The organism is Dolomitihabitans soli (assembly GCF_022213955.1).
In the GTDB taxonomy this organism is placed as follows: domain Bacteria; phylum Actinomycetota; class Actinomycetes; order Streptosporangiales; family Streptosporangiaceae; genus Streptosporangium_A; species Streptosporangium_A soli.
In genome coordinates this window covers 275,532-288,845 of record NZ_JAKNTW010000006.1, presented here as the reverse complement: position 1 = coordinate 288,845, position 13,314 = coordinate 275,532, and the positions used below count along the sequence as shown (strand labels likewise).

The 13,314-nt window shown below is 68.8% G+C and carries 13 protein-coding genes; 4 read left to right on the top strand and 9 right to left on the bottom strand.

Translation table 11 applies throughout. The features are described from left to right. The first annotated feature begins 328 nt into the window (after nt 1-328). Nucleotides 329-1,405 (top strand): NAD-dependent epimerase/dehydratase family protein, encoded by a 1,077-nt coding sequence (locus MBA17_RS14740; RefSeq protein ID WP_238497003.1) that lies wholly within the window; start codon nt 329-331, stop codon nt 1,403-1,405. Nucleotides 1,406-1,466: 61 nt separating this feature from the next. Here the strand turns inward: MBA17_RS14740 and MBA17_RS14735 are convergent, their stop codons facing one another. The 8 genes from MBA17_RS14735 to MBA17_RS14700 all read right to left on the bottom strand — a co-directional run bounded on the left by MBA17_RS14735 (nt 1,467) and on the right by MBA17_RS14700 (nt 10,082). Beyond that, nucleotides 1,467-2,714 carry a cytochrome P450 family protein gene (locus tag MBA17_RS14735; RefSeq protein ID WP_238497002.1) on the bottom strand — a complete coding sequence of 416 codons (1,248 nt, stop codon included), beginning with the start codon at nt 2,712-2,714 and terminating at the stop codon, nt 1,467-1,469. Between the two features lie 292 nt (nt 2,715-3,006). Beyond that, on the bottom strand, nt 3,007-4,668 hold the full coding sequence (locus MBA17_RS14730; RefSeq protein ID WP_238497001.1) for an MFS transporter: 1,662 nt from the start codon (nt 4,666-4,668) through the stop codon (nt 3,007-3,009). Between the two features lie 238 nt (nt 4,669-4,906). Beyond that, complete coding sequence (locus tag MBA17_RS14725; protein WP_274385409.1) at nt 4,907-6,058, bottom strand: acyltransferase family protein; 1,152 nt, start codon at nt 6,056-6,058, stop codon at nt 4,907-4,909. A gap of 198 nt (nt 6,059-6,256) precedes the next feature. After that, nucleotides 6,257-7,477: a methyltransferase domain-containing protein gene (locus MBA17_RS14720; protein WP_238496999.1), complete on the bottom strand. Its 1,221-nt coding sequence runs from the start codon at nt 7,475-7,477 to the stop codon at nt 6,257-6,259. An 80-nt stretch (nt 7,478-7,557) separates the two neighbouring features. Further along, the gene (locus MBA17_RS14715; protein ID WP_238496998.1) at nt 7,558-7,992 is read right to left on the bottom strand and encodes a class I SAM-dependent methyltransferase; all 435 of its coding nucleotides are present in this window, start codon (nt 7,990-7,992) and stop codon (nt 7,558-7,560) included. A gap of 99 nt (nt 7,993-8,091) precedes the next feature. Continuing rightward, entirely contained in the window at nt 8,092-8,535 is a 444-nt protein-coding gene (locus MBA17_RS14710; RefSeq protein ID WP_238496997.1) for an SRPBCC family protein, read from the bottom strand. 334 nt (nt 8,536-8,869) lie between these two features. Further along, complete coding sequence (locus MBA17_RS14705; RefSeq protein WP_238496996.1) at nt 8,870-9,742, bottom strand: polysaccharide deacetylase family protein; 873 nt, start codon at nt 9,740-9,742, stop codon at nt 8,870-8,872. A 34-nt stretch (nt 9,743-9,776) separates the two neighbouring features. After that, a complete protein-coding gene (locus MBA17_RS14700; protein WP_238496995.1) occupies nt 9,777-10,082 on the bottom strand; it encodes a hypothetical protein in 306 nt (101 codons plus the stop codon). Between the two features lie 114 nt (nt 10,083-10,196). Between MBA17_RS14700 and MBA17_RS14695 the strand changes: the two genes are divergently transcribed. Both MBA17_RS14695 and MBA17_RS14690 read left to right on the top strand, forming a co-directional pair. Further along, nucleotides 10,197-10,961, top strand: coding sequence for a MerR family transcriptional regulator (locus MBA17_RS14695; RefSeq protein ID WP_238496994.1), 765 nt, complete (start codon nt 10,197-10,199; stop codon nt 10,959-10,961). Beyond that, complete coding sequence (locus tag MBA17_RS14690) at nt 10,961-11,812, top strand: hypothetical protein (RefSeq protein WP_238496993.1); 852 nt, start codon at nt 10,961-10,963, stop codon at nt 11,810-11,812. The genes MBA17_RS14695 and MBA17_RS14690 overlap by 1 nt, the downstream gene beginning before the upstream one ends. Here MBA17_RS14690 and MBA17_RS14685 read toward each other — a convergent pair. Further along, nucleotides 11,809-12,384 carry a helix-turn-helix domain-containing protein gene (locus MBA17_RS14685; protein ID WP_238496992.1) on the bottom strand — a complete coding sequence of 192 codons (576 nt, stop codon included), beginning with the start codon at nt 12,382-12,384 and terminating at the stop codon, nt 11,809-11,811. The two genes, MBA17_RS14690 and MBA17_RS14685, sit on opposite strands and share 4 nt — an antisense overlap. An 84-nt stretch (nt 12,385-12,468) precedes the next feature. On the opposite strand from MBA17_RS14685, the gene MBA17_RS14680 reads away from it, so the two are divergent. Continuing rightward, complete coding sequence (locus MBA17_RS14680) at nt 12,469-13,305, top strand: EamA family transporter (RefSeq protein ID WP_238496991.1); 837 nt, start codon at nt 12,469-12,471, stop codon at nt 13,303-13,305. Nucleotides 13,306-13,314: the final 9 nt, after the last annotated feature.

Below are 13,314 nucleotides of genomic sequence, written 5' to 3'. Positions count from 1 at the left end.
CTCGCCGTACGCAGGTCGGTCACCGGACCGGGCTCGCCATACGCGGGGCGATCACCGGGACGGGCTCGCCATACGCAAGGCGGTCACCGGGCAGGGCTCGCCGTACGCGGTGGCGGTCACCATTCCGCCGGGACGGTCGCCGTACTCCGGGGCGGGCACGATTCGTATTTCACTCGCCACTCGTCTTTCCGCGGCCTCGTCCGCGACCGCTGTCAGCATCCGGCCGTCGGCGGGCAACTAACTGCCTTTATCCCACCGGCCCCCAGGGGTCCGATTCTGGATAATGGTAATTGAAAGGAATCAACGGCCTATGAAAAGGGATGATGAAATGTCTAACTCGCTCCGGCCGCCGGTCGGCCCGGCGGATACCGCGAGGTCCTCCCGTGTCGTCGTGACCGGCGGTTCCGGTTTCATCGGCAGTCATCTGGTTGAGCGGCTGATAGCGGGCGGCGACGAGGTGACCGTCTTCGACAGCGGGCCTTTCCCCGAGAGCCAGCAGCTCGCCCGGCAGCACGCCAGGTTGGTGCAGGGTGACGTGCGTGACCAGGACAGGCTGGCCAGGGCGATCACCCCAGGTGTGGACGTGGTTTACCATCTGGCGGCGGTGGTCGGGGTGGACCAGTATCTCGCCCGGCCGCTGGACGTCATCGACATCAACTTCCAGGGCACCCGCAACGTCCTTGAGCAGGCGGCGCGGGCCGGCGCCAGGGTCGTCGTGGCGAGCACCAGCGAGGTGTTCGGCAAGAACCCGGCCGTGCCGTGGACCGAGGAGGCCGACCGGGTGCTGGGCTCCACCTCCGCCGACCGCTGGACCTACTCCTCGGCCAAGGCGCTGACCGAGCACCTGACCCTCGCGTTCGGCCGCCAGCACGGTCTGGAGTCGACGATCGTGCGCTACTTCAACGCGTACGGCGCGCGGCAGCGGCCGGCCTTCGTGATCAGCCGGAGCGTCCACCGCGCGCTCAACGGCCTCCCGATCGTGATGTACGACAGGGGCCGGCACACCAGGTGCTTCACCCACGTGGACGACGCCATCGAGGGCACGGTGCTCGCCGCCGGCCACCCGGCTGCCGTCGGAGAGGTGTTCAACCTGGGCAACATGACCGAGACCAGTGTCCGTGAGGCCGGCGAACTGGTCGCCAGGCTGACCGGCGCCGAGTCGCAGACCGTCGGGGTGGACACCCACGAGATCCTCGGCTCCGCCTACGAGGACGTGCCCCGGCGGGTCCCCGACAGCTCCAAGGCGCGCCGGATGCTGGGCTGGAAGGCCGGCATCTCGCTGGAGGAGGGACTCATCAGGACGATCGCGTGGGCCCGCGCGAACCCCTGGTGGCTCGCCCTGCCCGACACCGGCGCGATCGCCGCGGCCGTCCCCGCGGAGGAGTTCGCGCTCAGCGCGGCCTAGTCCCGTCGCACGGTGATGCCGGGGGCGGCTGCTCCCGCCCCCGGCATTCTGGACACGCGTCTCAGCGCGCTCCGGCGCCCGCGGGGACCGGGGCGGTCAGCCGTACCGGCAGGGCCCGGTGGCCGTTCATGATGAACGTCGGCAGCGGCTGGAGGTCGTCCTTGGCGACGGCGAGGCTCAGGTCGGGGAACCGCTCGAACAGCGTCGAGAGGCCGATGGTGGCCACCGCCCTGGCGATGCCGGCACCGAGGCAGTAGTGCGGGCCGTACCCGAAGGAGAGGTGCTCCTTGTCGGACCGGGTCAGGTCGAACTGACCGGCGTCGGCGCCGTGCAGCGCCGGGTCGCGGCCCACGGAGGTGTAGTTGACGAGGATGGGGTCGCCCTTGGGGATGGTGACGCCGTCGAGGTGGATGTCCTCCACGGCGTAGCGGAGCGGCAGGTGCGCCAGCGGCGACTCCACGCGCAGCACCTCGTCGATCACGTCGTCCCAGGTGGCCTCGCCGGACTTGACGAGGTCGAGCTGCTCGGGGTGGGTGAGCAGGGCGGTGATGGCGTTGTCGAAGAAGTTGATCGTGGTCTCGGAGCCCGCGCCGAGGATGGCGAAGATCGTGTCGGTCAGCTCGACCTCGGAGAGCCGCGAGCCGTCCTCGTCGCGCGCGGCGACCAGGTCGCTGGTGATGTCCTCGCCGGGCTGGCGGCGCTTCTCGGCGATGAGCTGGTCCATGGCGCCCCGCCAGCCGAGCAGGATCGACTGGGCCTGCTCCGGCGAGACGGTGGTGTCCACCATCATGTCGATGACCTTCGCGGTCTCGACCCGGGCCTCCTCGGACATGCCGATCAGGTCGGCGACCAGCATGGCGGGCAGCGGGTAGGCGAACCGCTCGCGCAGGTCGACGACCTCACCGGGCGGGGTGGCCGCCAGCGCTCCGACGAGCATCTCGGTCAGCTCGGCGATGCGCGGCTTGATCGCCTCGGTACGGCGGGGCGTGAACGCCTTCCCGACCAGCCTGCGCAGCCGTACGTGGTTGTTTCCGTAGGCCGTGACCATGTTGTCCATGGCGATCCAGCTGATCATCTCCCAGTCGGGCGGGATCTCGCCGTTGATGAAGGCCGGCCAGTGGTTGCGGGCGCTCTTGGTGACGTTGGGGTCGGTCAGCAGCTTCCTGATCGTTGCGTGGCTGTTGATGGACCACACGACGACACCACCGGGGAGCTCCACCTGAGTCGCGGGGCCCTGCGCACGCAGGTGGTCCGTTTCGGCATGAATGTCTCGGCCGGTGGTGTCGAGAACGGGGCAGCGTCTTTCCACGAGTGTCTCCAGGTTTCGCCGGTACAGCTGGACGAATACGGCATCAGCGAATTCATTCGCGAATACTGTGCCGCTGCCTTCAAGATTAGAGACCCGGGTTGAGCTAAAAAATATTCGTAAATGCTAACAAGGGGCCAAGCATTTCAGAAGAAAGGCATTAAGCGAATGAAAGATCCTTAAACGGGAAAACGGAAAGGCCGCCACACCTGTTCGCACAGGGTGGCGGCCTTTCGCGCCGCGTGATCCGCCGGCCGACTCCCTCGCCGGGCGGCTCCGAACCGAGCCCCTCAGCTCAGCCGGCGGCCTTCACGGCATCTGAGGTGTCGGTGGCCGAGGGCTCACCGGCACCGGTCTCGGAACGGTCGCCCTCGTCCGCGGGCGTCTCCTGGCTCTCCGCGGCCGCGGCCGCGGCGGCCGCCTCCGCCTCGCCGCTGGGCGGCTCGTGCCGCAGCGCGATCGCCGCGAGCACGGCCAGGGCCAGGGCGAGCACCGCGCTGGTGGCGGTGGCGACGTTCACGCCGACGGTGAACGAGTCGCGGGCCACCTCCAGCACCTGGGCGCCGAGCGCGCCGCCCGCCTGTGCCGCCGCGTTGAGCCCGCCCGCGATGCTCTCGCTGGCGGTCGCGGCCACCTCGGCCGGAACCCCCGCCGGGATGGCGCCGGCGATCTGGCCGGCGTACACGGCGGTGCCGACGCTGCCCAGCGCCGCGACGCCGAGCGCGATGCCCAGTTCGCCACCGGTCTCCGAGATCGCCGAAGCGCCGCCCATCTTCTCCGGCGGGACCGAGCCGAGCACCAGGCCGGAGCCCAGGGAGCCCATCGGGCCAACGCCCACGGCGCCGATGACGAGGCCCATCACGATGAAGCCCATGCCGGTCGCGGAGTTCATCTGGCTCAGCAGCAGATAGCCGATCGACATGATCACCAGTCCGCCGGCGATGACGAAGCCGGGACGGACCTTGCGCGCGATGGCCGGGGCCATCATCACGCTCAGGATGGTCATGAAGACCTGGGGCAGCATCCAGAGCCCGGTCTCCAGCGGGCTGAGCCCCTTGACCGTCTGCAGGAACATGCTGATCAGGAAGGTGCTGCCGCCGACGACGCCGCCCAGGAGCATGAGTGTCAGCGCGGCGCGGAACGTGCGGTGACCGAACAGCCGCAGGTCGAGCAGCGGCGTCTCCAGCGAGCGCTGCCTGCGCACGAAGATCACGCCGAACACCACGCCCACCACGATGGCCACCGCGTACAGCGGCTGCCAGCCGTTCTTCGCCAGCTCCTTGAGACCGTAGATGAACGGCAGGATCGTGGCCAGGGACAGCGCGACGCTGACCAGGTCGAGCCGGCCGCCGCTCTCGTCGCGGTACTCCGGCAGCAGGGCGGGCCCGACCGCCAGGAGCAGCACCATGACGGGTACGGCGAGCAGGAAGACCGATCCCCACCAGAAGCTCTGCAGCATCGCCCCGCCGACCACCGGGCCGAGCGCGACGCCGCCCATGAAGCACGACATCCAGACCGCGATGGCCGTCCCCATCTGGCGGGGGTCCTTGAACATGGTGCCCAGCAGCGCCATGGTCGACGGCATCAGCGTGGCTCCGGCGACACCGAGCAGCGCGCGGGAGGCGATCAGCATCTCGGCGCTGGTGGAGTAGGCGGCAACCACGGAGGCGGCGGCGAAGCAGGCGGCGCCGATCAGGAGGAGCTTGCGACGGCCGATCAGGTCACCCAGGCCGCCCATCGTGACCAGGAACCCGGCGATGAGGAAGCCGTAGATGTCGGTGATCCAGAGCTGCTGGGTGGCCGTGGCCCCGAGCTCGGTGCTCAGGTGCGGGAGAGCCAGGTAGAGAACGCTCATGTCGAGCGACAGGAGCAGCGTGGGAAGGGCCAGAATGGCCAGTCCCCACCACTCCTTCGGACCGGCCCTCACACCGGACCCGGCTTCGGTGTTCGTTTCCATCGAGGATCCTTCCGTCGGTGTTTGCTCCCGGTCACCGGACGTTGTCAGACCGGCGGAGTCTTTGCCGGATCGGCGCTCACGGGCGGGATCGTCCCGTTTATTACGCGTGCATCGACCAGTGTGCCTCGATGGTTCCCGCTCGGCTTACGCGAAACTGCTCTCTTTTGCGATTCGATACAGCGTTGTACCCACCCCGGTACGACCCCGCGCGCCTGCGGAGCCGTACCGGGGTGGGGGGTCACTCGGTGGCCGTCCCCGCGGGGATCGGCGCCGGGCGGGCGGGCGGTTCCTCGACCGGAGGCTTGTTGCGCCGCGGGCTCCATCTGCGCATCGTGGGCATCTCCACGAAGGTGTACAGCGCCCAGCCGGCGAGCACGTTGACGAGGACGAGCCCGACCAGGAGCACGATGCCGCCGACGAGGCCGTACTCGGCGTCGCCCAGCACGGTCGGGCGCAGCCAGTAGATCACCAGCGACTGGGTCAGGAAGAAGGCGAACGACACCTTGCCCAGCCACTCCATCGTCCTGCCGCCCATCACCGTCTTCCTTCCGCGCAGGTTGGCCGACGCGAAGGTGCCGATCACCAGGAAGAACGGGACGGCCGTGACGAGCGCGATGTTGTACGGCTGAGGCACCCAGAGGGTCGCGGCAAAGGAGATGAGCACCAGGATCAGCACCGGGGTGACCCCGATTCGCGGCCACCGTCCGGCGATCACGATCCGGGCCAGGATCATGCCGACGACGAACTCGACCAGCCTGGCCGGGGGGAACATGTAGGAGAACCAGAACTGGGTGAGCGAGAGCTGCTGGCCGGGGAAGAGGTCGGCGGTGGAGACCAGCGTGACGGTGATGACGCAGACGGCGAAGATGCCGGCGACCGCGACGCCCGCCCACAGCCACAGGCGGCTCTCGGAGATCTTCCTGATCGGCAGGATCAGCAGCGGGAACAGCACGTAGAAGAGCATCTCCACGCCGAGCGACCAGGCCGGCATGTTGGCCCCGCCCCACAGGGCGTTGTCGTTCACGAACGGGTTGACCAGGAAGAGGTTCGGCAGCCCCCAGAGTCGCGTGTAGGCGCCGGCGAACAGGAGCATCGCGAGCGCCCACGTGACGACGTGGTTGGGCATGATCTTCACGACCCGGCGGCGATAGTAGTCGCCGAGCTTGTCACCGGGGCGGGTGGACCAGGTGATGACGAAACCGCTGAGCATGAAGAAGAACGAGAGGCCGAGCGCACCGATGGGGTTGAAGAACCAGATCAGGCCCATGGTCACGCCTTCGTCGCTGAAAGGCGTCGCCGGGTTCTGGTTGCCCATGGTCACCGGGAAGACCGCATGGCCTAGGAAAACCATGAGGGCGGCGATAAAACGTAATCCCGTCAAGGCGGGCATATCAGGGCGACGCTCACCGAGAGCACCGCTATGGCTGGTTGACTCCGTCACAGACACAGTGGGTCTTCCTTTCCCTCTCGGACAGCCCTGGCCAGTGGGGATACACGGCGCCCGGGGCGATCGCGGGATGACACACCATGATTCGCACCCACCGGGCACGACCGCATCTCTCCACGTGCTGAAAATCGCCGAGCGTGATCAGATGACGTGCACGTCGGGCACGTAGAGAATCCAGCGCCCGCCGCGCTCGGAGAAGGCGCGTTCCTTCGCGATGATCTCCTCGGCGTGGTTCCACGCGAAAAGCAGCGCGTAGTCGGGATAGTCGGCGGCGAAAACCTCGGGCGGCACCACCGGAATATGCGACCCCGCGATCAGTCGGCCCTGTTTCGACGGGGTCGAATCGCTCACGAACGGGACGATGTCCGGGCCGATTCCGCAGTAGTTGGTCACCGTGGTGGTTTTCGCGGGCGCGCCGTACCCGGCGATTCGCTTGCCCTGGGCGTGCAGGCTCCCCAGCAGGGCCGAGAGGTCGTCGCGGATGCGCTCCGCACGGCCGGCGAACGCCTCCAGCGTGGAGTGCTCGGCGAGCCGCTGGGCGGCCTCCGCCGCCAGCAGTTCGCCGACCCCCGGCGTGACCTCGCGGGCGCCGGGCTGCGACAGGGTGTAGCGCATCGAGCCGCCGTGTATGGCGACGAGCTGGGCGTCGACGAGTTCGAGTCCGTACATCTCGGCGGCGGCCTGGATCGCCCGGACCGAGAACACGAACGAGTGCTCGTCGTAGAGGAGGTCGAAGGCGGTCTGCTCGACGACGCTGCCCAGGTAGGGCTCCTCGAACACGAAGATCCCGCGGGGGCCGAGCAGGTGCTTGACGCCCTTCAGGACGGACGCCAGATGGGCGATGTGCGCGATCACGTTGGCGCCGAAGATGACGTCCGCCGGCCCGTGCTCCGCCCTGATCGGCCGGGCGGAGTGCTCGTCGAAGAACACCGAATGCACCCGGACGCCCTTGGCCATGGACAACTCGGCCACGTGCCGGGACGGCTCGATGCCCAGATGCCGAACCCCGGCCTGGGCGATCTTCGCGAGCATGACCCCGTCGTTGCTGCCGATCTCGGCGATGAACGGGTCGGGGCCGGTGAGCTCGGTGTCGAGAAAGCCCTGGGCGATGCCCTCGAAATGTCCGCGGTGCACCGACGAGCCCGACGCGTAATAGGGATAGGAGTCGTGATAACGGACTTCCTGTGGAATGTCTGCCATCAGTTGCACCATCGTGCACGAGTCGCACATTCCCACGACGAGTGGGTAGAAGAATTCGTCGGCGGTTTCGCCCGGCTTCGGAAAGGCGTTACCGCGCGGGTGTGATCCCAGGTCGATCGTTCCTTTGACCGACCCGCTGCAAATTCGACAGGTAGCATACATGACCTGACATTAACACCGCTATCCGCCCTGATACTTATCGGTGATTGCGCAGCGTTTCCGGCCGAGAATACGCGGAGTGTTTACCAGCCGGATTTAATGGCGTCAGCGACGCGCGTGCGATCCTCCTCCGACAGCCACCAGCCGACCGGGATGTTGACCACCCGGTCGGCCACGGCGTCCACCCCTGGCAGCGCCGCCCGCGCGGACGCCACGCAGCCGCGCGCGTCGTTGCGCCCGCGCCCGCATCGAGTCGGACAACTCGATCCCCTCGACATGGTCGAAGAGGTCCGCAGCGCACTGAGGTGCTCTCCGGTGCCGCAGGCGACGTCGAGCAGGGACGCCGCGTGCGGGGCGTGCTCACGGATCAGCGCGGCGACGACGACGGCCTCCGCCGCGTAGTCCTCGCCCCGCCGTGTGCGGAGGAGGTCGTAGATCTCGCTGACGTCCTCCCCGTAGACGTCGGCCTCCCGCGTGACAGTGTCCGCAGTCTCCCCGGCGATGGTGCCAGTGGTCACCACGTCTCCCAACGGGACAGGGCGGCGAACGTCCACGGGCACGCGGCGGAAGCGGACAGGGAGATCCTGGCCCGCTCCCGCCGCGTCACGCGTCGTCGACTACTTGGCCTTCTTGAGGTACTCCTCCAGGGCGTCGAAGAAGAATCCCCAGCCTTCCGTGGCGCGGGGAACCTCGTCGGCGGGCAGGTTGCCCTCCTGGACGAAGGTGAGCTTGGTGCCGCCTTCGGCGTCTGCGAAGGAGACGGTCACCACCTCGGGGCCCTCGCCCTGGCCCTCGGCGGCCTCACGGCCGCTGAGGTCGAGAAGGGTGTAGACGAGCCGCTCGTTCGGCTCGATCTCCCGGTAGACGCCGGCGAACGGAACCTGGGTCTGCTCGTCGACGACGATGGTCGCGCGCCACTCGCCACCCGGGCGCACGTCCATCGAGATGGTGTCGAGGGGCGCCCCCCACCAGTGGGTGAAGTGCTTCGGCTCGGTCCACGCGGCGTACACCAGGTCGCGCGGGGCGTCGAGGACGCGGCTGATCTCGATCTTGGCCGTCATCGTGTCGTCCTTTCATGGCTTGGAGAAATATGGCCGGCGGTGATGCCGACCTGCTGAGTTCCGGCCGCGTGCCGACACGTTCCACGGCCTCGTCCGGCCGGCCCTCCGCTGCTGTCCCAATTAGATCCGCCACAAATGTGAAGATCCGGACGGACAGAGCTTATAGGCCCAGCGAGGCACCTGTACCCAAATTATTCCGTCCTACTGGCTCGTGTCTTATTCAAGAATGCTCTCTTGTCCCACGAGCCCCACACTGGACGCGGACCGCGCGGAGAAAGTCCGGTTTTAGACGTATCGTCACTTGCAGGAGGTATGTGGTAAGAATAAATGGCGGTCACTTGTTCCGCCACCGATTGTTGTACTCTTTCCCGGGCCTGGGCGTGTGCGCGCCGAAGAGCTCCGAGACGGTCACGAACGTGTAGCCCTTCGCGTGCAGCCTGTGCAGAATCTCGGGGACGGCGTCGACCGTCGTCGCGTGGATGTCGTGCATCAGCACGATGGACCCCGGTCTGATCCTGACCGCGCGCCGGGCCACGACCTCCGCGTTCCGGTCGCGCCAGTCGAAGGTGTCCACGTCCCAGAGGATCTGCGCGAGCCGGAGCCGCCGCGTCTGCCGCGCCACCACCCGGTCGGTCGAGCCGTACGGCGGGCGCATGAGCCGCATCCGCACCCCCGTCGCCCGGCGTACGACGCGCTGGGTCCTGACCAGCTCCATCCTGACCTTGTGCGGACTCAGGGTGGTGAGATCCGCGTGGTCCCAGGTGTGGTTGCCGATCTCGTGCCCCTCGCCGACCATCCGGCGCAGCTCGAACCGGCCGCTCTGGGCGACCCGCTGACCGACGACGAAGAACGTCCCCTTGGCCCGCTTCCTGGCGAGGATGTTGAGCAGCCTTCCGGTGTGGTCTCCCGGGCCGTCGTCGAAGGTCAGCGCCACGCACCTGATATGACGGCAGTCGACCCTGCGTGGCATGAACCTGTGGAACCACGATCGCCAGCCCGGTTGCGTGGCGCCCAGCTGTTCCGCCAGCGTCAGCGGATCGACCGGCACGGGACCGCCCCCCGGCGCGGGCGCGCTCGCCACCGGCGCGGGCGCGTTCGCCGACACGCCCGTCCGCGGCGTCGGCTCTCCCGCCGGGGGCTCGGTCAGGTAACCGCATCCCGGCACGGCGAGCAGCGACGCCAGGCACAACCCCCGCAACCCCCGCAACCGCACGCGATACCCCCGAAGGCACAGCGGAGGGTCACGGATGCCCCTGGGCCGACTCCCCCCGCAGAGTCCTGGCCAGGTCTTCCCACCATGCTGGGACATCGGCCTGCAACTCGGCATACCGACGCGCCACACGATGCGAACATCCGACCGGATCACTACCAAGATGTCGCCGCTTCACGGGTCCTTCCTTCCACCGGTAGAAGCCGTCCCGATACGAGACGACCAGGCCGATCCAGACCGAGAGCGTCGCGTCGTCGCCCACCTCGTACGCCTCTGTCACGCCCAGGCCGGTCAACTCGGTCCGGAGCCTGCCGATCGCCGCCGCGGCCTCACTCACCCGCCACCCCCTGCGCATACACGTAAGGGATGTACCCTCTTCCCCCGGTCGCCCAAGCCCGCGATCATCACCCGGCTTGACCTTGCCGTAGCGTCAACGTTTCTAATGGGCGGCATGCGAATCGGCGAGCTCGCCGCGCTGGTCGGGGTGTCCACCCGGACCGTGCGCCACTACCACCACCTCGGCCTCCTGCCTGAGCCGGTACGGCTGGCCAACGGCTACCGGGAGTACCGGCTGCGTGACGCGGTCGCCCTCGCCCGTATCCGGCGGCTGACCGAGCTGGGCCTTTCGCTGGACGAGATCCGCGACATCCTGGCCGACGACCAGGGCCGGGAGTTGCGCGAGGTGCTGGAGGAACTGGACGCCGACCTGGCCAGGCAGCAGGAGGCGATCGCCGTCAGACGCGCCCGGCTGGCCACCTTGCTGGCCGAGGCGGACCTGCGCCCCGACTCGATGGTGTCCCCCGACATGGCGGCCGTGCTGCGCGACCTCCCGAAGGCGGGCTCACGGATCGCCGAGATCGACCGCGAAATGCTGGTGCTGGTGAGCAACCTGGGCGAACCGGCCGACCAGGCCCAGATCCTCGATCTGATGCGCCCGCTCACCGAGCCCGGCATGCTCGCCCAGGGACACGCCCTCTACGAACGCCTCGACGCGCTCGCCGACGCGGACGTCCACGATCCCCTCGTCGGCCCGCTCGCCGCCGACCTCGCCGCCCACATCCCCGACGAGATGGCGGCGTTGATGATCGCGAACCTGAACACGCCGGGAGCGGCGGGCGCGAACTGGCTGGAGATGCTGACCGACGAGATGTCCCCCGCCCAGATCGAGGTCTTCCGGTCGGCGACGCTCATTTTGCAGGAACAGGAAAGGGCCTGATGCTCAAGATCGCGCGCGCCGCGCTGTTCGCCGTCCTCCCCGCGGAACTGGTCCTCGTGGTCCTGCTCCTCTCCGGGGTGTCGCTGCCGCTCCCGGTGATCGTGGGGGCCGAACTGGTGGTGGTCGCGGTGTTCGCGCTGGAGGTCGTGACCGCGTACCGGCTGTTCAGGGCGGAACGCCGGAACGGCCTGGGCCGGCGGGCCGCGGCCGGGGCGGCCGTCGACCGGCTGGTGCCCGCCCCGGTGCGACGGATGCTGGGATTCGAGACCAAGGGGATGGTCAGCCTGGCCCTGTGGGTCACGCGCCGCAGAAACGGTGTCCCGCCCGGCGCCACGGCCGTACCGTACGCGAGAGAACAGACCCCGTTTCTGCTGATGATGGTGCTCATGATGGTCGTGGAGACGGTGGGGCTGGAGCTGTTGCTGCAGGCCATCGACGCGCCGACCGGGCTGCGGGTGGTGGTGCTGGTGCTCGACGCCTACGGCGTCGTGTTCGGGGTGGCGGTCATCGCGGCCGGCGTGACCCGGCCGCACGTCGTCACCCCCGACGAGCTGCGCATCCGCCTGGGCGCGTTCTTCGACCTGCGGATCCCCCGCCGACTGATCTCCACCGTACGGCTGTCGCGCAACTACAACGAGCCCGGCCAGGTCACTCTGGCAGACGGACGGCTCGGCGTGGCGGTGTCCTCGCAGACCAACGTGATCATCGAGCTGACCGAACCGGTCACGTTCGTCCGCCCGCTCGGCCGCGTCGGCGAAGCAACCACGATCCGCTTCTTCGCCGACGCCCCGGACGCCGCCCTGCGGGCACTGCGCCCCGCCCAGCGGGAACCCGTTCAGGAACAGGTCTAACGGTCGGGGAGTTCCGCCGGCTCGGTCACGACCATGATGAACCTGAGCTCCGAGTCGCCCTCGTTCGCGTAGCGGTGCGGGCGGTCGGCGCTGAACAGCACGGCCTCGTCGGTGCCGATCTGATAACTCTGCCCGTAGACGGTGAGGGTGAGGTCGCCGGTGATGACGGTGAGCATCTCGCGGGTGCCGGACGGGTGCGCGTCGCCGTCGTGGTGCTCGCCCGGCGCGAGCCGCCAGTCCCACAGCTCCAGGATCGCCGGGGCGTCGGTGCCGACCAGCAGCCTGGCCGAGCCCTCGCCGTGCTGGAAGGTGACCACGCCGGACGCGCTCACCACCCGGACCACGGGGGTGTCGGAGACCTCCACCAGACGGGCCACGGTCACTCCGAGCGCGTCGGCGATCCTGGCCAGCGTCGTGACGCTCGGGTTGGTCCTGGCCTGCTCGACCTGGACGAGCATGCCCCGGCTGACGCCTGACCGGGCGGCCAGCTCGTCGAGGGTCATCCCCCGGTAGGCGCGCTGGGCCCGCAGGTTGTTGGCGATCGCGGCGTTGAGTGTGGCTGGCTCCGGCATGAGTTCAGTCTAGTGATAAGGATTTGCACTCTATTGCACCATCCTGGTGTACTAACAGTGCAATCCATTGAACTGGAGAGACTCGTGACAGTGGTGGTCCTGGCGACGCTGTGCGCCTTCGTCTACGGCGCGGCCGACTTCTGCGGCGGGCTGGCCACCCGGCGGTCACGAGTGCTCGCCGTCGTGGCCCTGTCCCAGATCGCCGGTCTGGTGTTCGTGGCCGTGCTGCTTCCGGTCCTGCCGGGCGTCCCCTCCGCCGCCGCGCTGTGGTGGGGGATGGCGGCCGGGCTGGCGGGAGCGGCGGGCCTGGTGCTCTTCTACTCGGCGCTGGCCGCCGGCGAGATGTCGGTGGTGGCCCCGGTCACCGCGACCACCTCCGCCGCCCTCCCGGTGATGTTCGGACTGCTCGCCGGGGAACGGCCCGAGATCATGGCGCTGGCCGGCGTGGCGCTCGCCCTCGGCTCTGTCCTGCTGGTCAGCCGCGACCCGGCCGCCGGCTCGGCGAAGCGGCCGATCAAGCCTCTGCTCGCGGCGCTCCTGTCGGGAGCCGGTTTCGGCGGGTTCTTCATCCTGCTGAAGCAGGCGCCGGAGGAGGCGGGCATGTGGCCGCTGCTCGGCGCGCGGGTGGCCTCGATCACCATCGTGGTGCTGCTGGCGGTGAGCAGCCGGCGGAGCCTGCGGCCGGGCGTGGGCGCGCTGCGGATCATCCTGGTGGCCGGCGTGCTCGACATGGCGGCCAACGTGCTCTACCTGCTCGCCGCCCAGCGCGGGCTGCTCAGCCTGGTCGCGGTCCTGGTCTCGCTCTACCCGGCGACCACCCTCCTGCTGGCCAGATATGTCCTCGGCGAGCGGCTGCATCCCCTGCAGATCGCGGGTGTCCTCTCCGCGCTGGCCGCCGTCGGACTCATCGCCGCAGCCTGACGGTTTGTC

Coding starts and splice junctions, on each gene's coding strand:
- MBA17_RS14720 (WP_238496999.1), bottom strand. CDS start 7,477: ATGTATGCTACCTGTCGAATTTGCAGCGGGTCGGTCAAAGGAACGATC.
- MBA17_RS14685 (WP_238496992.1), bottom strand. CDS start 12,384: ATGCCGGAGCCAGCCACACTCAACGCCGCGATCGCCAACAACCTGCGG.
- MBA17_RS14730 (WP_238497001.1), bottom strand. CDS start 4,668: ATGGAAACGAACACCGAAGCCGGGTCCGGTGTGAGGGCCGGTCCGAAG.
- MBA17_RS14710 (WP_238496997.1), bottom strand. CDS start 8,535: ATGACGGCCAAGATCGAGATCAGCCGCGTCCTCGACGCCCCGCGCGAC.
- MBA17_RS14690 (WP_238496993.1), top strand. CDS start 10,961: ATGCTCAAGATCGCGCGCGCCGCGCTGTTCGCCGTCCTCCCCGCGGAA.
- MBA17_RS14740 (WP_238497003.1), top strand. CDS start 329: ATGTCTAACTCGCTCCGGCCGCCGGTCGGCCCGGCGGATACCGCGAGG.
- MBA17_RS14695 (WP_238496994.1), top strand. CDS start 10,197: ATGCGAATCGGCGAGCTCGCCGCGCTGGTCGGGGTGTCCACCCGGACC.
- MBA17_RS14725 (WP_274385409.1), bottom strand. CDS start 6,058: ATGCCCGCCTTGACGGGATTACGTTTTATCGCCGCCCTCATGGTTTTC.